The organism is Streptomyces sp. NPDC002788 (assembly GCF_053592115.1).
In genome coordinates this window covers 328,196-351,753 of record NZ_JBSFVB010000003.1, presented here as the reverse complement: position 1 = coordinate 351,753, position 23,558 = coordinate 328,196, and the positions used below count along the sequence as shown (strand labels likewise).

Annotated in this window: 18 protein-coding genes and 2 pseudogenes; 11 read left to right on the top strand and 9 right to left on the bottom strand. The window is 70.0% G+C overall.

What is annotated here, in order from left to right; genetic code table 11:
• Window positions 1–99: 99 nt before the first annotated feature.
• Window positions 100–273, top strand: coding sequence for a hypothetical protein (locus tag ACWD1U_RS08235; RefSeq protein WP_451105806.1), 174 nt, complete (start codon window positions 100–102; stop codon window positions 271–273).
• Window positions 274–474: 201 nt separating this feature from the next.
• Here ACWD1U_RS08235 and ACWD1U_RS08230 read toward each other — a convergent pair whose 3' ends face one another.
• Window positions 475–876 (bottom strand): MerR family transcriptional regulator, encoded by a 402-nt coding sequence (locus tag ACWD1U_RS08230; protein WP_451105782.1) that lies wholly within the window; start codon window positions 874–876, stop codon window positions 475–477.
• Between the two features lie 442 nt (window positions 877–1,318).
• Between ACWD1U_RS08230 and ACWD1U_RS08225 the strand changes: the two genes are divergently transcribed.
• Both ACWD1U_RS08225 and ACWD1U_RS08220 read left to right on the top strand, forming a co-directional pair.
• A complete protein-coding gene (locus ACWD1U_RS08225; protein WP_451105534.1) occupies window positions 1,319–2,824 on the top strand; it encodes a SulP family inorganic anion transporter in 1,506 nt (501 codons plus the stop codon).
• 499 nt (window positions 2,825–3,323) lie between these two features.
• Window positions 3,324–3,773 (top strand): hypothetical protein, encoded by a 450-nt coding sequence (locus ACWD1U_RS08220; protein WP_451105532.1) that lies wholly within the window; start codon window positions 3,324–3,326, stop codon window positions 3,771–3,773.
• 102 nt (window positions 3,774–3,875) lie between these two features.
• On the opposite strand, the gene ACWD1U_RS08215 is transcribed toward ACWD1U_RS08220, so the two are convergent.
• Both ACWD1U_RS08215 and ACWD1U_RS08210 read right to left on the bottom strand, forming a co-directional pair.
• Entirely contained in the window at window positions 3,876–5,414 is a 1,539-nt protein-coding gene (locus ACWD1U_RS08215; protein WP_451105530.1) for an alanine/glycine:cation symporter family protein, read from the bottom strand.
• Window positions 5,415–5,829: 415 nt separating this feature from the next.
• Window positions 5,830–7,086, bottom strand: a complete 1,257-nt coding sequence (locus ACWD1U_RS08210; RefSeq protein ID WP_451105528.1) for a cation:proton antiporter — start codon at window positions 7,084–7,086, stop codon at window positions 5,830–5,832.
• Window positions 7,087–7,612: 526 nt separating this feature from the next.
• Here ACWD1U_RS08210 and ACWD1U_RS08205 point away from each other — a divergent pair.
• The 3 genes from ACWD1U_RS08205 to ACWD1U_RS08195 all read left to right on the top strand — a co-directional run bounded on the left by ACWD1U_RS08205 (window position 7,613) and on the right by ACWD1U_RS08195 (window position 11,031).
• Window positions 7,613–8,125 (top strand): hypothetical protein, encoded by a 513-nt coding sequence (locus ACWD1U_RS08205; RefSeq protein WP_451105526.1) that lies wholly within the window; start codon window positions 7,613–7,615, stop codon window positions 8,123–8,125.
• 105 nt (window positions 8,126–8,230) lie between these two features.
• Window positions 8,231–9,763 carry a flotillin family protein gene (locus ACWD1U_RS08200; RefSeq protein WP_451105524.1) on the top strand — a complete coding sequence of 511 codons (1,533 nt, stop codon included), beginning with the start codon at window positions 8,231–8,233 and terminating at the stop codon, window positions 9,761–9,763.
• 206 nt (window positions 9,764–9,969) lie between these two features.
• Window positions 9,970–11,031, top strand: coding sequence for a PucR family transcriptional regulator (locus tag ACWD1U_RS08195; RefSeq protein WP_451105522.1), 1,062 nt, complete (start codon window positions 9,970–9,972; stop codon window positions 11,029–11,031).
• A 550-nt stretch (window positions 11,032–11,581) separates the two neighbouring features.
• Here the strand turns inward: ACWD1U_RS08195 and ACWD1U_RS08190 are convergent.
• From ACWD1U_RS08190 to ACWD1U_RS08180, 3 genes and pseudogenes are all read right to left on the bottom strand, one after another.
• Window positions 11,582–11,986, bottom strand: a complete 405-nt coding sequence (locus ACWD1U_RS08190) for a hypothetical protein (RefSeq protein ID WP_451105520.1) — start codon at window positions 11,984–11,986, stop codon at window positions 11,582–11,584.
• A 619-nt stretch (window positions 11,987–12,605) separates the two neighbouring features.
• Window positions 12,606–13,249, bottom strand: a pseudogene (locus ACWD1U_RS08185) (4'-phosphopantetheinyl transferase family protein).
• Between the two features lie 36 nt (window positions 13,250–13,285).
• A complete protein-coding gene (locus tag ACWD1U_RS08180) occupies window positions 13,286–14,179 on the bottom strand; it encodes a ScbA/BarX family gamma-butyrolactone biosynthesis protein (protein ID WP_451105518.1) in 894 nt (297 codons plus the stop codon).
• A gap of 158 nt (window positions 14,180–14,337) precedes the next feature.
• Here ACWD1U_RS08180 and ACWD1U_RS08175 point away from each other — a divergent pair, with 158 nt between their 5' ends.
• Window positions 14,338–14,964, top strand: a complete 627-nt coding sequence (locus ACWD1U_RS08175; protein ID WP_451105516.1) for a ScbR family autoregulator-binding transcription factor — start codon at window positions 14,338–14,340, stop codon at window positions 14,962–14,964.
• Window positions 14,965–14,975: 11 nt separating this feature from the next.
• Window positions 14,976–15,995 (top strand): NAD-dependent epimerase/dehydratase family protein, encoded by a 1,020-nt coding sequence (locus ACWD1U_RS08170; protein ID WP_451105514.1) that lies wholly within the window; start codon window positions 14,976–14,978, stop codon window positions 15,993–15,995.
• On the opposite strand, the gene ACWD1U_RS08165 is transcribed toward ACWD1U_RS08170, so the two are convergent.
• Entirely contained in the window at window positions 15,929–17,122 is a 1,194-nt protein-coding gene (locus tag ACWD1U_RS08165) for an IS701 family transposase (protein WP_451105512.1), read from the bottom strand. The two genes, ACWD1U_RS08170 and ACWD1U_RS08165, sit on opposite strands and share 67 nt — an antisense overlap.
• Window positions 17,123–17,439: 317 nt before the next feature.
• Between ACWD1U_RS08165 and ACWD1U_RS08160 the strand changes: the two genes are divergently transcribed.
• The 3 genes from ACWD1U_RS08160 (at window position 17,440) to ACWD1U_RS08150 (ending at window position 21,096) form a co-directional block, all read left to right on the top strand.
• Complete coding sequence (locus ACWD1U_RS08160; RefSeq protein ID WP_451105510.1) at window positions 17,440–18,111, top strand: TetR family transcriptional regulator; 672 nt, start codon at window positions 17,440–17,442, stop codon at window positions 18,109–18,111.
• A 113-nt stretch (window positions 18,112–18,224) separates the two neighbouring features.
• Window positions 18,225–20,081, top strand: coding sequence for a 2-oxoacid:acceptor oxidoreductase subunit alpha (locus ACWD1U_RS08155; protein ID WP_451105508.1), 1,857 nt, complete (start codon window positions 18,225–18,227; stop codon window positions 20,079–20,081).
• Window positions 20,071–21,096, top strand: a complete 1,026-nt coding sequence (locus ACWD1U_RS08150) for a 2-oxoacid:ferredoxin oxidoreductase subunit beta (protein WP_451105506.1) — start codon at window positions 20,071–20,073, stop codon at window positions 21,094–21,096. Before ACWD1U_RS08155 ends, ACWD1U_RS08150 begins: the two co-directional genes overlap by 11 nt.
• A 56-nt stretch (window positions 21,097–21,152) precedes the next feature.
• Here the strand turns inward: ACWD1U_RS08150 and ACWD1U_RS08145 are convergent.
• Together ACWD1U_RS08145 and ACWD1U_RS08140 are read right to left on the bottom strand one after the other, a co-directional pair.
• A pseudogene (locus ACWD1U_RS08145) lies at window positions 21,153–22,210 on the bottom strand (threonine aldolase family protein).
• Between the two features lie 53 nt (window positions 22,211–22,263).
• On the bottom strand, window positions 22,264–23,544 hold the full coding sequence (locus ACWD1U_RS08140) for a homoserine dehydrogenase (RefSeq protein WP_451105504.1): 1,281 nt from the start codon (window positions 23,542–23,544) through the stop codon (window positions 22,264–22,266).
• Window positions 23,545–23,558: the final 14 nt, after the last annotated feature.

Here is a 23,558-nt window from a genome sequence, read left to right as displayed (position 1 = left end):
GGTCACTCATCGTCCGAGGCACCTCACACGGCTGCCCGGTCCGCCGGACCTGGCAGCCGTCAGTATCCGTCCGAAGCCCGCACAAGACAGGAGAACCGTGTGTCCATGTCCTCTCTCGGCGTCGCACTCATGTCGATCGGTGGTGCCACCACAGTGACCGGAGCTCTCATGTACGTCCTCCCGGGACCCGGCCTTCCGGTTCTCGTCCTGGGCCTGATCCTCACCGCCACGGGCGCTGTCGTACGGACCGCCGGTCGCCGACGCCGCACCTGAGCGCCCGCGACGACAAACCCGCTGCCGACCGCCTGCAGCGGCCGGCAGCCGACTGGTAGCCCGTGGTGTGCCCCTGGTGCTCTGTCACCGTCCAGCGAACGCTGCGCCTCGCCCCGGCTCTGAGCCGGCAGTCTCCCGCCCGACGGGCAGGTGTCCGGCCCTGGCGGGTGATCAAACCGCGCTCGACTCGGTTCCGATCCGCTATGGGGTCCCGGCCGACGCCGCGTTCCGCCGGAGGCGCTCGCGCAGTGTGGCCGCGAACTCCTCCGCCCGGGCCAGTTGAGTGCGAAGGTCGGCCACGCGCTGTTGCGCGGCCTGTTCGTAGCCGCGCACCCGGTCCAGTAGTTCCTCTCGCTCCTCGAGCAGCAGTTCCCCGCCGGAGTCCAGGCGGTCGGTGGCCTCCAGCAGCGAACGCATCTCCTCCAGAGTGAAGCCGAGCGGCTTCATACGGCGGATGACCATCAGGCGGGCGACGTCGGCGTCGGTGTAGAGGCGGAAGCCTCCCTGCGAGCGGGCCGAGGGGACGACGAGCCCGGTCTCCTCGTAGTGCCGGATGGTGCGCAGGGACAGCTCGGTTCGAGCGGCGACCTCACCGATCTGCATGTGCTTGCTGTTCACGTCCCCGACCTGGCCCTTCTCGCTGTCGACGGCGCTGCGTCCCGTCCAGCTCGCCGATCCCTACCCTAACGTTAGGGTAGAGTTTCCGTGGCTGAGGGCGGGCCTTGATCGCCGTTCCTCCTCCGCGTGTGGGGCGGGCATCCTGGCCGGGCCGTTGCCGTGCCGGGACCGACGTCGCCCCCGGCGATGAATCCGAGTGTTGCAGGAGAGACCGTGCGCGAGTCCGTGGTGCCCGGCACCGCCGCCTGTCCGCCCTGATCCTTCGACCCTGACCAGAGCCCGACGCGCATTCGATCGCGCCCTCGGCTCTGCCCTGACTTCCGGCCCCTGGTGGCCGATCGCGGGACGCCGGCCTGGCCTTCCGCGCCGTCCTCCGCGCCCCGTCCGCCCCCAGGGGTGCCCCCGAGCACGACAGGTTGCTGCTTCGTTGTCTTCTTCCGTACTGTCCCCCGGCACATGGCTGCGCTCCCTCAAGCCCGGCTGGCTTCGTGACCCGAAGGTCTGGCGCACCGAGGTACTGGCCGGCCTCGTGGTCGCGCTCGCGCTGATCCCCGAGGCGATCTCCTTCTCGATCATCGCCGGTGTCGACCCGGCTATCGGCCTGTTCGCCTCGTTCACCATGGCCGTCACCATCGCCGTCGTCGGCGGCCGCAGGGCGATGATCTCCGCGGCCACCGGCGCCGTCGCCCTCGTGATCGCGCCCCTGAACCGCGAGCACGGCCTCGGCTACCTGGTCGCCGCCGTGGTTCTCGCCGGCGTCTTCCAGGTGATTCTCGGCGCGCTCGGCGTGGCGAAGCTGATGCGGTTCGTCCCCCGCAGCGTGATGGTCGGCTTCGTCAACTCCCTCGCCATCCTCATCTTCATGGCCCAGGTGCCCGAGATGATCGACGTGCCCTGGCCGGTCTACCCGCTGATCGCGGCCGGGCTGGCGCTGATGGTGCTCTTCCCGAAGGTCACCACCGTGATCCCCGCGCCGCTGGTGTCGATCGTCATCCTGACCGTCATCACAGTGGCGGCCGGGATCGCCGTACCAACGGTCGGCGACAAGGGGGAGCTGCCGTCCGCGCTGCCGGTGCCCGGCCTGCCGGATGTGCCCTTCACTCCCGACACCCTCACGACGATCGCCCCGTACGCCTTCGCCATGGCGCTGGTCGGCCTGATGGAGTCGCTGATGACCGCCAAGCTGGTCGACGACATCACCGACACCCACTCCAGCAAGACCCGCGAGTCCATCGGCCAGGGCATCGCCAACATCGTCACCGGGCTCTTCGGCGGCATGGGCGGCTGCGCCATGATCGGCCAGACGATGATCAACGTACGGGTCTCCGGCGCACGCACCCGCCTGTCGACCTTCCTCGCCGGGGCGTTCCTGATGGTGCTGTGCGTCGTCTTCGGCCCGGTCGTCTCCGACATCCCCATGGCCGCCCTGGTCGCGGTGATGGTCATGGTGTCGTTCGCGACCTTCGACTGGCACTCCATCGCCCCCAAGACCCTCAAGCGGATGCCGACCGGGGAAATCACCGTCATGGTGATCACCGTCGCCGTCGTGATCACCACCCACAACCTGGCCATCGGTGTAGTCGTCGGCTCCGTCACCGCCATGGTCGTCTTCGCCAAGCGCGTGGCCCACCTCGCCGAGGTCACCGCCGTCACCGATCCCGACGGCAGCACCGTCGTCTACCAGGTGACCGGCGAGTTGTTCTTCGCCTCCTCCAACGACCTCGTCGGGCAGTTCCACTACGCCACCGACCCGGACAAGGTCGTCATCGACCTGTCCGCCGCCCACATCTGGGATGCCTCCTCCGTCGCGACACTGGACGCCATCGAGACCAAGTACGCCCAGCGCGGCAAGACCGTCGAGATCATCGGCCTGAACGACCTCAGCGCCCATCTCCACGGCAAGCTCAGCGGCGAATTGTCAGCCGGCCACTGACCGAGCCGCATCGCGGAGTATCGCCGGGGTGGGAGCCATGTCTGTACCCGCATCGGCACGTCGCCGAGTTCTGTGGCGTATCCGCTTGGCGCTGCGCAAGCTGCTGCTGCTCAGCGAGCACTCGCCGTTCGTGACCCTCCGACCAGGGGGGTCCGCCGCCTTGCGTGCTGGATCAGCGGCGAGCCGGTTCGCACGGCCGGCGCCTGCTCCAGTGCCCTTCAGGCGCTGGCGCTGTGCTCTGAGTGGCTGTCGCCGCCCCTGGCCGATGCGTGAGCAGTGGCGGGACAAGGGAAGGTCGCGCCACTGGCAGGGCCCCTGACGGCAGCCGTAGCCGGGGAATCCTGCCGGGATGCGGAAGCGTGCCGCCGGCGACTTCCGCGGCCACCAACTCCCGTTCGTGGAGAGGTGATCGGAAGAGGTACGGTCGATGCCCGCCGGGTGAGGTGGGTCGTCCTGCCTTGCCGATACCCACAGGATGTGGACAACGGGGGCGATGGGTATGGACGAGTTCTGGCAGCAGTTCCTCCGGGACAGCGAACGGGCCATCGGGGAATCCGCCCCCAAGGAGCCGTCCGCACAGGAACGGATGGAACGGGCCGAGCGGCTTCGAGCAGGCGATCGTGATGCCTTTCACCTGCAGGACCGGCAAGGGCAGATCGAGGCTGTCGGTGAGCTGTATGACCCGGAGGACCCCTGGCGGGGGCCGGCGTGGCAGGACATGGATGCCCGAGCCAGACGCCGACGCATCGGCCGAGTCGTCGGGCTGGCTACGGCGGTCGTCGTGGTCCTGGGAGCGATGTCCCAGCTCTCCAGCGGCTCCGGCAGCGGTGTCGACAGGCCCGGAGACACGGTCTCGACGCAGTCGGACGATGTCTTGGACCAGCTTCCCACGGGGACTGCCGCCCCGGTCCCGGGACGGCCCGCATCACCGCCCGTCACCAAGGGGTGAGCGCTTGTGCGACGGTGCAGCCGGCGAAGGAACGGGCCCGTGCCCACCAAGGCGCAAGGTGTGCACGGGCCCGTTCAGGAGCCGGGCCGCCCGGGGGGACGGTCAGACGGTGGTCTTCACCGACTCCTGGTCTTCGTCGCCCCCGATGGCCTCACCGGCGTTACGGGCGCGGACGAACTCCATGAAGGAGTTGAGCTCGCGCTTGACGACCGGTGCGAGGAGGTACAGGCCGATGATGTTGATGACGGCGAGCATGAACAGCACCGCGTCGGCCATGTCGATCAGGGTCTGGAGCGTCAGGAGCGAGCCGGTGATCGCGAACAGGGTGTAGACGACCTTGTAGGTCAGCTCGCTGATCCTGCTGCGGCCGAAGAGGTGGGTCCACGCCTTGAGGCCGTAGTAGCCCCACGTCAGCACGGTGGAGATGGCGAACAGCAGCACCGCGACGGTGAGGATGTACGGGAACCAGGGCAGGACCGTCTCGAAGGCGTCGGAGGTGATCGTGACGCCGCCGATGGAATCGGGGTCCTTGCGGGCCTCGGCCCAGCTGGCCGGGTTGGCGATGACGATGGTCAGCGCGGTCATGGTGCAGATGACGACGGTGTCGATGAACGGCTCCAGCAGGGCGACGAGACCCTCGCTGGCCGGGTGCTTGGTCTTCACCGCGGAGTGGGCGATCGGCGCGGAGCCCAGGCCCGCCTCGTTGGAGAACGCGGCCCGCTTGAAGCCGATGATCAGCGCGCCGAGCACACCGCCGGCGACACCTTCGGGGTTGAAGGCGCCTTCGATGATCGTGCCGATGGCGGCCGGGACCTCGGTGACGTGCACCAGGATGACGACCAGGCAGGCCGCGATGTAGATGCCGGCCATGGCGGGCACGAGCCTGCTGGTGACGGTGGCGATGGAGCGGATGCCGCCGAGCAGCACGATGCCGACGAGCGCGGCGACGAGGATGCCGAAGAACAGCGCGCCGGCGGAGGAGCCCATCAGGCCGTCCTCGCCGCCGGTGACGGAGACCAGCTGCGCGTAGGACTGGTTGACCTGGAAGAGGTTGCCGCCGAAGAGGCCGAAGAACAGGATCATGAAGGAGGCGAGGACCGCGAGGACCTTGCCGAGCTTCTTGCCGTTCGTGCCGAAGCGGTCGGCGAGGCCCTTGGGCAGGTAGTGCATCGGCCCGCCGGAGACGGTGCCGTCGGCGTGCACCTCGCGGTACTTCACGCCGAGGGTGACCTCGACGAACTTGGTGGCCATGCCGAGCAGGCCGCAGAGGATCATCCAGAACGTCGCGCCGGGGCCGCCGATGGAGACGGCGACGGCCACACCGGCGATGTTCCCGAGGCCGACCGTGCCGGAGACGGCCGCGGTCAGCGCCTGGAAGTGGTTGACCTCACCGGCCGACCCCTTCTCGTCGTACTTCCCTCGCACCACATCGACGGCGAGTCTGAACTTGCGGACCTGCACGAACCCGAACCAGCCGGTGAAGACCAGACCGGCGACGACAAGCCAGGCGACGATCAGGGGAAGTTCCGTTCCGCCGACGGGAACCGCGTAGAAGACGACTTCTCCGAGCCACTTGGCTATCGGTTCGAAGAAATCGCTGACGGCTTCGTCGACGTTTTGGGTGACGGAGTCGAGTGACACAGTGGCTACCTCGATGGCGCAGAACCGGAACACGGGGTGAGTGCTGCCGGTTGATGTGCGGTTGGTGGGAGTGGACGCCGACGGCTGACGCCGACCTCGTGAACGTGGCCCCACGGACGCGGACCGTGATCGCCTGAGCGTGTTGCCGGTGCACGCCGACCGCTCCGCAATGCGGCGACGAGTCGCACCACCTGCGGAGTTGGGTTGTTCTATCACGGTCTTTGCAAGACCATTAGTAATGCAGATCACATAACCGTCGGTGATGATGGAAAGCGCCAGCGGGCGATATCAAGCCGTTATCCGGAGACCCGGATACGTTCATCGGACACCTGCCTGAGCCGATGCCCAGGCCCCCGGGCCAACGCCCTCCCTGAAACCACGCGTGGGGGACCGTGCCCCCGGGCTCGCGCGGCCACTACATCGATCGGGTGTCGCGGAGCCGGTCGAGCCGTGCGATGACCGGGCCCGCCGTGATGCCGTGCAGCACGACCGAGGCAAGCACGGTGAAGGTCACCACTGCCCACAGCTCCCGCTCCGGGACGACAAAGCCGTGCCGGCCCAGGGCGTAGGCGAGGTAGTACAACGAGCCGATCCCCCGGACGCCGTATGCCGCGACGACCCAGCGTTCCCGGCTCCCCAGGGAGCTCCGCAGCAGTCCGGCCCACCCCGACAGCGGCCGAATCACCAGCAGCACCACGCACGCGGTGGCCGCGCCCCGCCACGAAAGAGCAGAGAGGCCGCCCAGCGCGACGAAGGCGCCCAGCAAGAACAGCACGGCCGCCGTCAGCAGGCGCTCCACCTGCTCCGTGAAGTCGTGCAGGACGTTGTGGTAGCCGTGGGCCCGTTCGGCGGCCCGGATGGCGCACGCGGTGACGAACACCGCCAGGAAGCCGTACCCCCCGGCGACTTCGGTCACCCCGTACGACAGGAAGGTGGCGCCCAGCGCGACAAAGCCCTCCCGGTGCTGAGACAGCCTCAGCACCGTTGACCGCGTCCGGAAGAACAGCCAGCCGAGCAACCTGCCCACCAGCAGTCCGCCCAGCACACCGACAGCGCACTTGTATGCGACGTCCTGGGCGGCCCACGTACCGATCCACGCAGCCGACCAGCCGCTGCCCGCGGCGGCGGCCAGTGCCACGGCCGCGTAGGTGAGCGGAAACGCGAGTCCGTCGTTCAGGCCCGCCTCACTGGTGAGAGCGAACCGCACCTCGTCCTCATCGTGTTCGTCGTCCGTGGGCTCGCCCACCCGCACTTCCGCGGCGAGCACCGGATCGGTCGGCGCGAGGACGGCTCCCAGCAGCAGCGCGGCGGCCGGCGGCCAGTCCAGCAACCACCAGGCCACCAGCGCGGTGATCACGAACGTCAATGGCATGGTGACACCCAGCAGTCGCCAGGTGGCACCCCACCGATGCCGCCCGAAGGGCCGGTTCAGCGCAAGCCCCGCACCCATCAACGAGATGATCACCACGACCTCGGTGACATGCTCGGCCACCACCCGGTCCTCCACCGGATCGATCACGGGCAACGGCAGAGGCAGCAGATACACCCCGATGCCGCACAGCAGGAAGACCAGCGGTAGGGACAGCGGTCGTCCGGACAGGACCCGAGGCAGCACGGCCGCGAGCAACGCACCGACCCCCAGCCACGCGAAAACCGCGTCCGCGCTCGTCACCGGTATGGCCCGCCCTTCTTGCCGCCATCGATCATTGGGTGTGCCCGCTGGGGCCCCGGCCGAATACCCCACATCCCACAGGTCATGGACGACAACGAGCGGAGGCCCAAACCGTCGTCGGCTGGGGCATGGGCGGATTTCTCGACAGGGGACCCGCCTCCGGTCGGCGACGGAGATGTAGCACCCCCTCCGCGCGGTGGCATCGCGCAAGTCGAACCGGCGTGCGGATGCCGAGCGGACACGCGCACGACCTGGTTCTGGCGCCGGTGCCCGCCGGGGCGTTGAGCAGTGTCACCGGTCCGATCGAGGCGGCGACTGCGGAGCGGCGACCGGAGCCGGCCGAGGGCTCGGTACGGTTCATGGCGGCCTGAATCCGGGGACTCTGGCCGCCAGTTGGCCGACTGTGGAGAGCCCGGCACTAAAAGCCGCGTAAACATTGCCGGAAGCAGGCAATGCTTTGCAGAAGGTCGACATGTGACGATGCAGCTACCGACGGGGGTAAGGCAAGGAGAGGCGGTGTCCGCGGGTGGCCTGGTTTCTTGGACTCGGCATTGCGGGGATCGTCCTCCTTGCCCTGTCGTTCGTCCTCGACGGCCTGCTTGAGGGGCTGTTCGACGGCGTAGCCGTTCTGGACGGCATCGTCGACGGGTTGCTGTCGCTGCCGGTGATCGCCGGGTTCCTGTCCATGCTCGGGTTCTCCGGGGCGATCGTCATGGGGACCACCGGGCTGGGAGCGGTGGGGGCCGTGGTGATCGGGGTGCCGGCCGGCGTGCTCACCGGCTGGTTCGCCTACCGCCTCAGCCGGGAGCTCATGCGCGACTCTTCCGGGGCCCCGCGTGAGGACGACCTGATCGGCGCATCGGGGTCGGTCGTCACCTCCATCCCCGCCCATGGCTACGGCGAGGTACTCGTCCACCTGGCCGGAGCGCCGGTGAAGCTCTCGGCGAAGAGCCCGGTTCCGGTGGCCCGGGGAGCCGAGGTCTGGGTGGAGCGGGCGCTGTCGCAGTCGGCGGTGTCCGTCCGCCCGGTAGAGCGCTGAATCACGCGGCCTGTCGGGCTTCCGGCACCCGTACAGCGGTGCCGTTCGAATACGCACACATCCTTATCGAATGCCGTCCTCAGGGAGGGCTGAGGGGACAACACCATGAGTTCCGTCGTCATCGCGGCAGGGGGAGTCGTCGTACTCCTGGTGCTGATCGCGCTGGTCGTCGTCAGCCGGTACAAGGTGGCCGGTCCGAGCGAGGCGTTCATCGTCACCGGCCGACGTGGCAAGCAGTCCACCGATCCGGAGACCGGCCGGATCTTCACCGACAACAGCGGGCAGAAGGTCGTGGTGGGCGGCGGTGTGTTCGTCGTGCCGTTCGTGCAGCAGAAGTTCACCCTCGACCTGTCGTCCCGGCACATCCCGATCGCCGTGCGCGGCGCGGTCACCCTGCGCGGGGTGAAGGCCAACCTCGAAGGTGTCGCGATCGTCAAGGTCGGCGGCACCGAGGACGCCATCCGCGCCGCCGCCCAGCGGTTCCTCATGCAGCAGGACGGCATCGTCGGCTTCACCCAGGAGGTGCTCTCCGGCGCGCTGCGCGCCATCGTCGGCCGGATGTCGGTGGAGGACATCATCCGGGACCGGGCCGCGTTCGCCGGACAGGTGGCGGAGGAGGCGGAGGCGAGCCTGTCCGGGCAGGGCCTGGTGCTGGACGCCTTCCAGATCCAGGACATCACCACCGAGGGCTCCTACCTGGAGGACCTCGGCCGGCCCGAGGCCGCCCGCGCCAAGCAGGAGGCCGACATCGCCGAGGCGGTCGCCCGGCGGGCCGCCGAGCAGGCGCGGCTCAAGGCCGAGGAGGAGATCGCGATCGCCCAGCGGACCTTCTACCTCAAGCAGGCCGAGATCAAGGCCGAGACCGACGAGGCCGCGGCCCGTGCGGCCGCCGCCGGTCCGCTGGCCGAGGCGGCCCGGGAGCAGGAGATCCTCGCCCAGCAGGAGAAGGTCGCCGAGCGGCAGGCCGAACTGACCGACCGTCAGCTCGACACCCAGGTCCGCAAGCCCGCCGACGCCCAGCGGTACGCCGCCGAGCAGGAGGCGGAGGCCAAGCGCGTGGCCCGCGTGAAGCAGGCCGAGGCGGAGCGGCTGGCCGCCATCGCCGCCGCGCAGGCGGAGGCCGAGCGGTCCCGGCTCACGGGTGAGGGCGAGAAGCAGCAGCGCAGCGCGCTGGCCGAGGCGCAGGCGATCGAGGGTCTCAAGCAGGGCGAGGCCGAGCGGTCCCGGCGTGCGGCGATCGCCGAGGCGGTGCGGCTGGAGGGCGAGGCCGAGGCGGCGGCGATCGGCGCGAAGGGTGCGGCCCAGGCCGAGGCGATGCGGAAGAAGGCCGACGCCTTCGCCCAGTACGGCGACGCCGCCGTGCTGCAGATGCTCGTCGAGGTGCTGCCGCAGGTGGTCGCGAAGGCGTCCGAGCCGCTCAGCGCGGTGGACAAGATGACGGTCATCTCCACCGACGGCGCGAGCCAGCTGTCCCGTACCGTCGCCGACAACGTGGCCCAGGGCGTCGAACTCCTCAGCTCGACCACGGGAGTCGATCTCGCCGAGCTGCTGAAGAGCATCACCCAGCGCAACGGCGACGTCCAGCCCTCGACCGCGCCGGCCGCCGGCGAGGCCAACGGAAAGATCCAGATCGGCTGAGAGCAGGCAGAGGGCACAAGGGCCCGCGCGGCATCGAGCCGCCGGGCCCCGCCCTGGAGCGATTGCGGCAGACGGCGCTGCCGGTCCCGGCAGCCGGTCCGTTTCACCGGCTGCCGACTCCTCGCGCGGGCGCGTCCGAAGGTCTGTCACTCTGGTGCGCTGTGCGTGGCGGAACACCGGCGGAGCAGCATCATCGAGGAGGACGCGTGACGCGGTCAGCCATACCCGACGAGTACCTGGAGGGCTATGCCGGGATCCTGTCCGACGTCTGTGCCACGGGCCGCCGCCTCACCCGGAACGAGCTGGAGTCCCTGCGCGCCCGGGGAGAACGCGCCGCGGAGGCGGGCCTGGGACTGCGTCTTCTGGTCCGCCGGCATCTGTCCGCGGCCCGCGAGCTCTCGCCCGCCCTGTCGCCCGCCGGGGCCGACCGCGTGCTCGCCGCCGTGGAGCAGGCGGTGGACGCCTTCGCCGAAGGATACGAACGTTCCCAGAAACTCGCCGTACGCCAGGAAGAGGCCGCCCGGCGGGAGTTCATCGACGACCTGCTCTACGGCCGCAGCGACCTGGGCCGCCTGGCGGAGCGCGCCGAACGCTTCGGCCTGCTCCTCTCCCGCGCCCACGCGGTCGCCGTCGCCCAAGGTGCCACGCCGGTCGACGACACCCACCCGGCGACCCGGCAGGTGGAGAGCGCCTTGGTCGCCCGGTTCGGAGAGCGCCGCATACTGCTCACCACCAAGGACGGCCGCCTGGTCTGCATCGCGCCCGGCGACCAGGACGACGTGCTCGCGTTCTTCGCCAAGCAGGCGCACGCGGCCACCGACGGCGGCCGGGTCGCCCTCGGCCGCGCCCATCCCGGTGCCGGCGGGGTCGTCCACTCCTACGAGGAGGCCCTCAACGCCCTCGACCTGGCGGACCGCCTGGAGCTGGCGGAGCCCGTGCTGCGCGCCGCCGACCTGCTCGTCTACCCGGTCCTCACCCGTGACCGGCAGGCCATGGCCGACCTCGTACGCAGCGCCCTCGGCCCGCTCCAGGCCGCACGCGGCGGCGCCCAGCCCCTCCTCGACACCCTCACGGCGTACTTCGACTCCGGGTGCACCGCGGCCGAGGCGGCACGCCGCCTGCGCCTCAGCGTGCGGGCCCTGACCTATCGCCTGGAACGCATCCACAAGCTCACCGGCACCAACCCGGCCGACCCCGTCCACCGCTACACCCTGCAGACCGCCGTCATCGGCGCCCGGCTGCTCGGCTGGCCCGGTCACGAGGTCTGACCTGGGCGCAAGGCGCCGCCCGCCTGCTTCCCGCACGTCACCAAAGGGCCGGGCAACCCGCGCACGTCGCGGTACCGCGCGCGCAGTGCCGCGGTACCGCCCCGTGCGCGGCGAACGGCCCGGCGGAAGGAACGGCCAGTGCGAAGGCCGTGACGATCTGCGGCTCGCCCATCGGAGAGCCGTTCTCCGGGCACCTGGACCCCCAAGGGCCACATCACCCAGGCTGAGACCTTCCTCACAGGGGCCACGCCCCGAGAGCTGCTCAAGCAAGATCCACACACGAACGCGGACCGCCGACGGCCCTCAGCCACCGACGGTCCGCTTCACCGTGCCCAGAGACACACATCACACCGCAGAAACAGGAATGGGCGGCATCGCCATCGCGATGCCGCCCATTCCGTCGGTGCAGCTAGAGCACTTTCGTCGGTGCTCCATGGTGGGGCACCGACGGAACTCGCTGGTCAGGACCTATGCGGCCCTGCCAGAAGATCGTTTCCCACGCTGTGCCGCCGATTTTCCCACGGTCCAGGCTAGAGGATGGGACAGAGGTTCAGGGGTGGCGTCGGATCCGGGAGGGGTCGAGGATGTCCAGCCACACGTCGAGCTGCTTGGCCTCGTGAAAGAACACCTTGGTGTCCTTTCGGACTCGCTTGTATCGCTCGACAAGATCATGTGCCACCTCCGCGACGTTCCCGGCGAACGGCCCATGGACTTCCCTGCTCCAGTCCACGGCGTGCCGGTCGGAGCGGTGCAACTGGTCCAGGGGAAGCTTGCGGCAAGCGGCCCAGGCCACCAGCTCAGGGGCGTACCGGAGGAGTCGCTGGTGTCCCACGGGTGAAGAACCGCACAGGCCTTTCACCACCTTGAGCGCGACTTCCCTCGCCTCGACGGCCCTCTGGACGCTGAAGGAGTGGACGTCCTCATGGATGAGGGTGCGGTACTCGGGTCCACCCACGTCCGCCTACAGAGCGTGCAGGCCTTCCTGAACGCTCACCTTGTGGGTCAGCGTGGGCCAGGGTGACTCGGCCGTGCAAGCCAGGGCCCGAGTTACGTCCTCCATGGTGTATCCGCAGGGATGCGGGCCGGAGACGACGCCCCGGCGGCAGTCGAAGAAGCCGCCTTCTTCCCGGAACTCCCCCGCGATGCGTTCGAGGTGGGGACAGCGGGAAAGCCAGTCCTGCGGATCTACGACGTTGGTGTACTGGCCGGCTTCCTCGCTCAGGCGCCGGATCCGTGCGCGATCCGCTCCCGTGACGATCTCCAGGCGTACGTCGGCATGGTCAAGGTCCGGTTCCGGCCGCTCGCGGGCGACTTGCGAGAGGACGACCAGCCTCTGGAATCCCTCGGTGCACTCGACACCAGACAGTTCGACCCGCCGTCCGCGTGCGGCCGGACCGCCTCCGCTCCGAGGACCAGCGGAGCACACGCGGCTCCAAAGTCCCAGGGCCGGACGCGCAGCATCTCCGCCAGCCGGTGGTTCTCGGTACTGTCCGCAAGGTAGCCGCATGTGCCGGCGAGGCGGATCGCTGCGTCGGGCCCGCCAGCCGCGTCCCTGACCTGACGGGTCAGTACCCCTAGCACACCACAGCGATGGCGGCAACGGCGACACCCTGGCCAACCTGCCACCGCCCCGTGAACCCGTCGCCGGGTACCGCGGGATCGTGATCCAGGATGCGGGCGGAGAACTTGCCATCGCACTCGACCGTGATGTCCGCCTGGGTGAAGTCCAGCCAGCGGTGGGTGAGCGGGAACCATGCCTTGTAGACGCATTCCTTCATGCAGAACAGCAGACGGTCCCAGTGGATGCCGGGCGCCAGGCGGCGCAGTTCCGCGTCCCGCCGCTGCTCGGCGGGCAGGGCTATGGACGCGAACACTCCCTCGGGGAGCGGGAGGTGGGGCTCGGCGTCGATCCGACACCGCGCACCTCACCGGCGTGTGCCACCGCCGCCGCCCGGTATCCATCGCAGTGCGTCATGCTCCCGACAACACCGTCCGGCCACGCGGGGGCACCGCCTTCGCCGGTGAGGATGGGGACGGGTGCGATGCCCAGGTCCGTGAGGGCCCGCCGGGCACACCAGCGCACGGTGGCGAACTCCCGTCTGCGCTTCCCGACGGCACCCGCCACGATCCCGGACTCGGCGCCGAGCAGCGGGGCATGGGCCGGATCACCGAACGACTCCGCCACGGCGACCAAAGGCGGCAATAGCTTCTCGATCATGGTCTTCGTTCCCCCGGGCGCTCCGCCCCGGGGGAATCAGCCGCCCGCCACCGAGGCGATGGACACGACCGCGGAGAAGATGTCCCTGTCCTGCTGCCGGCCGGTGACCAGCACCCTGCGGTTGCCGTTCAGGTCGTCCGGGAGCGAGGCGGACTCGATCCAGCAGGTGGTGTCGAACTCGGCGTAGCGGGCGAAGACGACGCTCATCCCCACCACCACGGCGGAGTCCGGGTGGACCATGGCCTGCGCCGCCTGGCGCGCGGCTTCGAGCAGCAGCATGCCGGGCACGTGGTCCACGGGGTGGTCGAAGAGGATCGGATGCGCCCGGTCGACGCGCAGCTGCCAGCGGGTGCTGGAGTCGGTGGGCGAGAGGACCACGTCCTCGAAACTGCTCCGCCCCACGCGCTCGGGTGACGCGGGGGAAGGCAGGGGAACCGCGTGCAGGCCGGGTATGTCGGCGTAACGGCCCCGCAGACGTTCGTAAACGGTCCCGTCCTGGATCGTGAAGCGGGTGCGCGCGACGGCGAGGACCGTGCTGTCCCGCACGACCTCGAAGCGCAGCGCCAGAGCAGAGGCGCGTGCCTTGCGGCGCTTGACGTCCGTGCACGTGATGCGCAGGTCTATGCCGACCGCGCCGCCGTCACTGCGCAGGGCGTCCGCGTCGAGTTCCCAGGCGAAGTCCTGCCAGAGCAGCTGGTGTCCGAGCGGTACCTCGTAGGCGCCGTGGGACAGCAGCGGCAACGTCTGGCGCACCGTCTCGCAAAGCAGCATCGGGTCGTGCATGCCGAGCCGGGTCTCGTAGAAGGCATGCTGCCCGGGCCAGCCGGCCTCCACCGCGTAGGAGTCCACCCCCCTGCGGCACCAGTTGCTCAGCAATACCTCGGACGCCTCGCGCTTGTGCGTGTACGACCGAGGAATGGCAGTGGGCATGGCCGTCACAGGCAGTTGAGCAAGCTGAAGCGACACGGCAGTCCTCCCCTTGGGCTGCTGGCGAATGCCAAAGCGATAACGAACGGACACTCATGCGTGCCGCCCGGATAACATAGAGGTCGTTCTTTTTGTTTGTCGAGAGGTTGAGGCGGTCAGTGATGGCACAACGCAGGCAGGAACGTGCCGTTCGTACCCGAGAAGTACTGCTCAGGGCGGCGGCCGAGATCTTCGACACGGCCGGGTACTCCGGCGCGAGCGTCAACAAGATCCTGGAACGGGCCGGGCTGACGGCCGGGGCCATGTACTTCCACTTCAAGAACAAGGAAGCCCTGGCCAGAGCCGTCATCATGGAGCAGGCCGCCGATCTGGAGTTCCCCCCGAGCGAGCCCGGCCTCCAGCAACTGCTCGACATGACGGGGTACCTGGCGCGCGAACTGAAGACCAACACGCTGCTGCGGGCCGGCGTCCGGCTGGCGGTGGAGCAGAACGAATCGGGGCTTCAGGAGTACTCGATCTACGAGTTCTGGATCGACCACTTCCGTGAGACCCTGGTCGAGGCGCGCACGAGGGGACAGTTGCGCCCCTCCGTCGACGAAGCGGACTTCGCGCGCGTGATCGTCGGTGCGTTCACCGGTACGCAGATCATGTCCCAGATCTCCAGCGAGCGGGCCGACCTGCCCGAGCTGATCGCCGCCATGTGGCGCTGCATGCTGCCCGCTCTGGCGCCGGACGAGGTCGTCGCACAGCTCGTCATCCCCAACGACGAGTCGGCGGCGACCGCGTGAGGCCGCCCCGCGTGGCGATCACCGGAGCCACGGGCTTCGTCGGTTCGGTGGTGCTGCGCGGGCTCCTCGAAGCGCGCGCCGACGGCCGCGTCGACGACGTGCGCGCCCTGGTGCGCACGCCTCCCGGAGGACGGCTCCGGGACGAGTCGGGCCCGTCATGGCGGCCCGTGGACCTGACCGATCCGTCCTCGCTGTCCGGAGCGCTGGACGACGTGGACGTCCTGGTGCACCTCGCGTCCCGGGTGTCCGGCGAGGCGCGCGCGTGCGAGGCCGTCAACGTCCGGGGGACCGCGACGCTCACCGAGCAGGCCCGCCGCAGCGGTGTCCGACGCGTCGTCCAGCTCTCGACGACCGCGGTGTACGGAGCCGGGCCGCACCGCGGGCTCGGAGTGAACGAGATCGCGCCGGCGCCGGTCTCCGCGGCCAGCGCCACCCGGCTCGACAGCGAGCGGCACGTGCTGACGACGGGCGGCACGGTGCTGCGGGCCGGTCTGATCGTGGGCCAGGGCGACCGCTGGGTTGTCCCGGCGCTGGCCGAACTGCTCGCGCGGGTTCCGGCCCTCTGGGACGGCGGGCGCGGCCTGCTGTCCCTCATCGACGCCGAGGACCTGGCACGTCTGATCACGACGACGGCCCTCATGCCGGACGCGCCGCCCACGGGCGTTCATCACGCCGCCCACACCCGCCCCGTACGCGTCCGCGACCTCCTGACCACACTCGCCTCCCTCGGCGTACTGCCCAGGGTGACCGAGTCATGGCCCTGGGACGCCTGTGTACGCCGACTGCGCGAGGTGCCGGGCCTGATGAGCGAGCGCCAGTTCTCCCTGCTCGCCCTCGACCACTGGTACCGCGGCGAGGAGATCTGGCGCCTCACCGGCTGCCCGGAGGGCCCCGGCCCGCTCGCCCGCCTCGCCTCCGCGGCCGCGTGGTACAGGTCGTTCCTCGCCGAACGCCCCCAGGCGCCTCAGGCGGTGCGGGGCAGCGGGTCCGGGACCTCGGGCGCGGCGGGGGCGGTGGAGGCCGGGGAGTAGAGGCGGCTGTAGGTGTAGGCGGCGGAGACCAGGGTCATGTGGTGGTGCCAGCCGGGGTAGGAGCGGCCCTCGAAGTCGAGGAGGCCGCAGTCCTCCTCGAGGCGGCTCACGGTGGCGGCGGCGCCGGAAGTCAGGTGGGCGAGCGCGGCGATGCGCCCGGCGCGCTCGTCGAGGAGGGTGGAGAGCCATGCGCGCGGGGTCCCCTGCCGGGTGGGGTCCCACTCGGCGAGGAGGCGGCAGGTCTGCGTGCTGCCGGGCAGCCGGACCCGGGTGGACAGCATCCTCACGTCACCGCGGCCCGGGGCGTGCACCGTGGCGTATGTCTGCCGGGTGCCGTGCCGGTGCAGGAACTCCTGGACGGACAGGGCGCCTTGGGCGTCCCGGGGGTCGGCAGGGGCGGCGCGAGGGCCGAGCGGGAGTATTCGCAGACCGGGCGGCACCGCCACGACGAAGCCCTGCCCGCGCCGGCTCAGGGCGTTGACGAGGAGGGGCGCGTCGGGGCACTCGCTCATGTCCACCACCGCGGGGACCGCGGTGAACCCCGGGCGGGACGAGACCACGTCGAGCAGATCGAGGATGTGCTCCCAGTACGGGCGATGGCGGGCTGTTCCGGGAATCCTGGCCCGCTCACGCAGGTCCGCGTCGTCGCTCCACCGCTCGGGAAGCATCAGACGCCAGTCCACCGGCAGGTGCATGTCCCCGGAGGAGAGGAACAGCCCGACTCCCATCTGGCAGTTGATGGTCCGGCCCAGCCGTGGCACGAAACGACGGTGCACCCCGCACGAGTGCGCGCCGCGCTTGGGCAGGAACGCCGTGACGACCGTCAGGGCCAGGGGCGCGGTGCGCCCCTGTACGAATCGGGTCAGTTCCTGACGGGCCGGTTCCCAGTCCCAGGGGCTGGTGTTGATGAACTGCTGCAGGGACTGCGACGCCGTCGGCGACGCCGAGATCGCGGCGGCAAGGCGGCGTATGGACTTCTTGCCCGGCGTCGTGAGCAGCCCGCGCAGGTAGCCCAGGGCCCATCGTCTTTGGTCGGCCCGCGGGAGATGTCCGAAGAGTGTGTCGCTGAAGGTGTTCAGCGAGGCCATACTCCACTGCGGCGACAGAACCAGGTGCTGCCCGGCCATGGTGCGCTCCCTCCAGGTGCCTGCCCGACGAGAAAACAATAGCGAACGTTCTCTTTGTTTTTGAAGCGGTGGGCGCTTTCGGTGAGACTTCGGCAAGTCACCGAAGTACTCACCGGCATTTCCGGAAAAAACGGGCATGGACGCAGATGCGGCCTCCAAAACCCGTACATCTATCGGAAGTCGGCGTTGTGACGGAGCTCTCGCCACCAGAAGCTGGACGGCAACCCGTCCCATCGCATCGAGAGGAGACCAGTGATGACGCGACCGCGGGCGTGCGCGGAACACGACGACCGCTCGTCCCGCAGAGGCTGTCCACGGTGAAACAGGGAAGAGCTGTCCGGACCCGGGAGTCCCTCATCCGGGCCGCCGCCGACGCCTTCGACACCGCAGGCTTCGAGGCCACGTCACTGGGACGGATCTGCGGGGCGGCGGGCACCTCCATGGGCGCGCTGACCTTCCACTTCCACTCGAAGGCCGCACTCGCCGACGCGGTGCAGCAACACGGCATCGCGCTCACCGGCGAAGTGGTGCAACGGATCTTCAGAACACGTCAGCCCCCGCTGGAGAGCATCATCGCCATCACCCTCGCCGTCGTCGGTCTGCTCGAGGAGAGTTCCGTGGTCCGGGCCGCCGCCGGGCTCAGCCGCGAGCGGGTGGCGACCACCTTCCCCTGGCCCTCCTCGTGGTTTCCGGTGATCGAGGATCTCGCGACCCGTGTGCCCGAGGAGACCCTGAGCCCCGGCAGCGACCCGCGTGCGCTCCTCTCCCTGGCCACGCATCTCGTGACCGGCGCCGAGGTGCTCATCCACACCGGCGGCGAGGCCGCGGGGCCGGACCACATCCGCGCGGTGACTCAGGTCGCTGAGATCTGGGAGCTCACGCTGCGCGGGGTCTCCCCGACCGTGCGCCTGCCCCAGCAGCGGCGGACCGGGGCCCGCACACGGAGCGCTCCGGCCCGGGCACGGACGGCAGAGGGCGGTGCTCTTTGAGCGACTTGCCAAGATCGGGAGCGGACTTGGCCGGAGGCTGGGACGCACCCCCTCTCGCCCCATAGTTTCGGCTGCGGCTTCCATCCGAGCGCGACGAGAGGAGCACCGTGTACATGAAGGAAGTCCGCCGGCTGAACCGGGTGATCATCCGGTTCGCGGGCGACTCGGGTGACGGCATGCAGCTCACCGGCGACCGCTTCACCGCGGAGACCGCGTCGTTCGGCAACGACCTCGCCACACTGCCGAACTTCCCCGCCGAGATCCGAGCCCCCGCCGGGACGCTGCCCGGGGTCTCCTCCTACCAGCTGCACTTCGCCGACCACGACATCCTCACGCCGGGCGACGCCCCGGACGTACTCGTCGCGATGAACCCCGCGGCGCTGCGGGCGAACATCGGCGATCTGCCGCGCGGCGCCGAAGTGATCGTCAACACCGACGAGTTCGCCGGTCGGGCGATCCAGAAGGCGGGCTACGCGACCTCGCCGCTGGAGGACGGCTCACTCGACGGCTACCGCCTCCACCTGGTGCCGCTGACCACGCTGACGGTGGAGGCGCTGAAGGAGTTCGACCTCTCCCGCAAGGAGGCCGAGCGCAGCAAGAACATGTTCGCGCTGGGCCTGCTGTCGTGGATGTACCACCGGTCCACCGAGGGCACCGAGACGTTCCTGAAGTCGAAGTTCGCCAAGAGGCCCGACATCGCGGCAGCCAACATCGCGGCGCTCCGCGCGGGCTGGAACTTCGGTGAGACGACGGAGGACTTCGCCGTCTCCTACGAGGTCGCCCCGGCGGCCACCGCGTTCCCGGCCGGCACGTACCGCAGCGTCTCCGGCAACCTCGCCCTGTCCTACGGCCTGGTCGCCGCGTCCCGGCAGGCGGACCTGCCGCTGTTCCTGGGCTCCTACCCGATCACCCCGGCCTCGGACATCCTGCACGAGCTGAGCAAGCACAAGAACTTCGGCGTACGGACCTTCCAGGCCGAGGACGAGATCGCGGGCATCGGCGCGGCGCTGGGCGCGGCCTTCGGCGGCTCGCTGGCGGTGACGACGACGTCCGGCCCGGGTGTGGCGCTGAAGTCGGAGACCATCGGTCTGGCGGTCTCGCTGGAGCTGCCGCTGCTGATCGTCGACATTCAGCGCGGCGGCCCGTCGACCGGTCTGCCGACCAAGACCGAGCAGGCCGACCTGCTCCAGGCGATGTACGGCCGTAACGGCGAGGCGCCGGTCCCGGTGATCGCGCCGAAGACGCCGGCCGACTGCTTCGACGCGGCCCTGGAGGCGGCGCGGATCGCGCTGACGTACCGCACGCCGGTGTTCCTGCTGTCGGACGGCTACCTCGCCAACGGCTCCGAGCCCTGGCGCATCCCGGAGCCGGACGAACTCCCGGACCTGCACGTGCGGTTCGCGCAGGGACCCAACCACACCCTCGCCGACGGCACCGAGGTGTTCTGGCCGTACAAGCGCGACCCGCAGACCCTCGCCCGCCCCTGGGCGATCCCGGGAACGCCGGGCCTGGAGCACCGCATCGGCGGCATCGAGAAACAGGACGGCACGGGCAACATCTCCTACGACCCCGCCAACCACGACTTCATGGTCCGCACCCGGCAGGCCAAGATCGACGGCATCGACGTACCGGACCTGGAGGTCGACGACCCGGACGAGGCGAAGACACTGGTCCTGGGCTGGGGCTCGACGTACGGGCCGATCACGGCCGCGGTACGGCGGCTGCGCCGGGCCGGGCAGCCGGTCGCGCAGGCGCACCTGCGCCACCTCAACCCCTTCCCGCGCGACCTCGGCATCGTCCTGCGCCGGTACGAGCGGGTCGTCGTGCCGGAGATGAACCTCGGCCAGCTCGCCACCCTGGTCCGGGCGAAGTACCTGGTCGACGTGCGGTCCGTCACCCAGGTGACGGGGTTGCCGTTCAAGGAAGAGCAGCTCGCCCACGCCCTGGAGGCGATCATCCATGACCACTGAACTCCGCCTCCTGCCCAAGCACTTCAAGTCCGATCAGGAAGTGCGCTGGTGCCCCGGCTGCGGTGACTACGCGATCCTCGCCGCCGTGCAGGGTTTCATGCCGGAGCTGGGCGTGGCCCGCGAGAACATCGTGTTCGTCTCGGGCATCGGCTGCTCCTCGCGCTTCCCGTACTACATGAACACCTACGGGATGCACTCCATCCACGGCCGTGCCCCGGCCATCGCCACCGGACTCGCCACCAGCAGACGGGACCTGAGCGTGTGGGTGGTGACGGGTGACGGAGACGCCCTGTCCATCGGCGGCAACCACCTCATCCACGCCCTGCGCCGCAACGTCAACCTCAAGATCCTGCTGTTCAACAACCGGATCTACGGCCTGACCAAGGGGCAGTACTCGCCGACGTCAGAGGCCGGCAAGATCACCAAGTCGACGCCGATGGGCTCGCTGGACGCACCCTTCAACCCGGTGTCGCTGGCGATCGGCGCGGAGGCGTCCTTCGTGGCCCGCACCATCGACTCCGACCGCAAACACCTCACGCAGGTGCTGCGCGAGGCGTCCGCCCACCGGGGTACGGCGCTGATCGAGATCTACCAGAACTGCAACATCTTCAACGACGGCGCCTTCGAGATCCTCAAGGACAAGCAGCAGGACGAGGAGGCGGTGATCCGCCTGGAGCACGGTGAGCCGATCCGCTTCGGCGCGGACCGCTCGCGCGGCGTCGTCCGGGACGCGCGGACCGGTGACCTGAAGGTCGTCACGGTGACCCCGGAGAACGAGGCGCAGATCCTGGTCCACGACGCCCACTCCGCGTCCCCCACCACGGCCTTCGCCCTGTCGCGCCTGGCCGATCCGGACACGCTGCACCACACGCCGATCGGTGTCTTCCGCTCGGTGGACCGGCCGGTGTACGACACCCAGATGGCCGACCAACTCGACAGCGCGATCGAGCAGAACGGCAAGGGCGACCTGGCGGCGCTGCTCGCCGGCGGCGACACCTGGACCGTCGTCGGCTGACACTGAGCAGAAGGCGGCACCACCGGTTCGACCGGTGGTGCCGCCTTCTGCTTGCCTCAGCCGGTCCCGAGTTCCTCCTCGACGGCGGCCGCGAACGTGTCCACGTCCTCCTCGGTGGTGTCGAAGGCGGTCACCCAACGGACCTCACCGGTGCGCTCGTTCCAGACGTGGAACGGGAAGCGTTTCAGCAGCCGCCGCGTGATGTCCGGCGGCAGGACGGCGAAGACGTGGTTGGTCTGGACGGGGCGGGTGACGGTGAGGCCCGGCAGCCCGCGCACCGCCCTGTGGAGCCGGTCGGCCATGGCGTTGGCGCGGGCCGCCGAGCGCAGCCACAGGTCGCCGTCGAGCAGCGTGTCCAACTGGGCCGAGACGAATCGGGCCTTGGAGGCCAGCTGCATGACGGACTTCTGGATGAGTCCGAGGCTTCGTACGGCTCGCGGCTCCAGGACGATCACCGCATCCCCGAGGAGCAGCCCGTTCTTGGAACCGCCGAACGACAGCACGTCCACGCCGGCGCCGTCGTCATGTCGTGCAGGGACACGCCGAGGTGGGCGGCCGCGTTCGCGATGCGGGCGCCGTCCATGTGCACCAGCAGACCCAGGCCGTGGGCCTGCTCGCAGAGGGCGTGGATCTCGTCGACGGTGTAGCAGAGCCCGGTCTCGGTGCACTGAGTGAGGGAGACGACCCTGGGCTGTGCCCGGTGCCGGTTGCCGAGATCCGCCGCGCGGTGGGCGACCAGTTCGGGGGTGAGCTTGCCGTCCGGGGTGGGGACGGGCAGCAACTTGATGCCGCCCACCCGCTCCGGTGCGCCGCACTCGTCCACGTTGATGTGTGCCGACTCGGCGCAGATGACGGCCTGGCAGACGTCGAGCATGGCCTGCAGCGCCACCACGTTGGCCCCGGTGCCGTTCAGGACCGTGTGAACGTCCGCTGCGGGACCGAAGTGGCCCCGGACGGCCCGCCGCAGTCTTTCGGTGTGGACGTCATCGCCGTAGCTCGGCTGGTGGCCGCCGTTGGCGCGGGCGATCGCCGCCAGCACCTCGGGGTGGACCCCGGCGTGGTTGTCGCTGGCGAAACCACGCCGGGTGGGATCGTGGAGGGGGGCTGTCGTCATCGTGCGGCCCTTCCGGCCGGGAGCGTACGGGTGGCGGTGGAAAGCCCCCGTAGTCAGAGGGCCTCGGCTCGGATGGTGCGCGGTACGCCCCGCACCTGTGTCAGGTCGCGCAGTGCCGCCACGGCCGCGGTGAGCGCCCTGTCCGTGGCGCGCTGGGTGGACAGGAACAGCCGGGCGCCGCCGTCGGCGCGCGTCTGCCGGAAGTCCTCGACGGACACCCCGTGGCGTTCGAGCACGGCGACCACGGCGCCGACGACACCCGGCTGGTCCGTCACGTCCAGGGTGATGTGGTAGCGGGTGACCACGTCCCCGATCGGCCGAACCCGGCGTCGTTCGTACGCCGTGTCGTCGGACCCTGTGACACCGGCGAGCCGGTTGCGGCAGGCGGCGACGAGGTCGCCGAGCACGGAGGCGGCCGTGGGCGCCCCGCCGGCGCCGGGGCCGTAGAACATCAGCTGCCCCGAGGCGTCCGCCTCCACGAACACCGCGTTGAACGCGTCGCGCACCGAGGCCAGCGGATGGCCGGCGGGCAGCATCGCCGGGTGTACCCGGACGGTGATGTCGCCGTCCGGGGCGCGGTCGCAGACGGCGAGGAGTTTGACCACCCGGCCCACGGACCGGGCGGCGGCCATGTCCGCGGCGGTGATGTCGGTGATGCCCTCGCGGTGCACCTGGTCGAGGCGGACCCGGGTGTTGAACGCGAGCCCGGCGAGGATGGCCGCCTTGGCGGCCGCGTCGTGGCCCTCGACGTCGGCGGTCGGATCGGCCTCCGCGTAGCCGAGGGCCATGGCTTCCTTCAGTGCCCTCGGGTACTCCCAGCCGGCGGTGTCCATGCGGTCGAGGATGAAGTTGGTGGTGCCGTTGACGATGCCGAGCACCCGGGTGACCCGGTCGCCGGCCAGGGACTCGCGCAACGGCCGCAGCAGGGGCACTGCACCGGCCACCGCGGCCTCGTAGAACAGGTCGACGCCGCTGTCGCGGGCGGCGGCGTGCAGTGCGGCGCCCTCGGTGGCGATCAGGGCCTTGTTGGCGCTGACGACGGAGGCGCCGTGGGCGAACACCTTCGTGATCAGGTCGTACGGGCGGTCGACGCCGCCGATGACCTCGATCACGACGTCGATGTCGCCCCGGGTCACCAGGGCGTCCGCGTCGGTTGTGACGAGGTGGGAGGGGATGCCGGGGCGAGGCAGGTCCGCGCGGCGCACCGCCACCCCGGCGAGCTCCACCCGGGCGCCGATGCGTGCGGTGAGGTCGGCTTCATGAGCCGCCAGATACCGTGCGACATCGCTGCCGACGACGCCGCAACCCAGCAGAGCTACCTTCAGAGTGCGCATGTCGGACTGCTCCG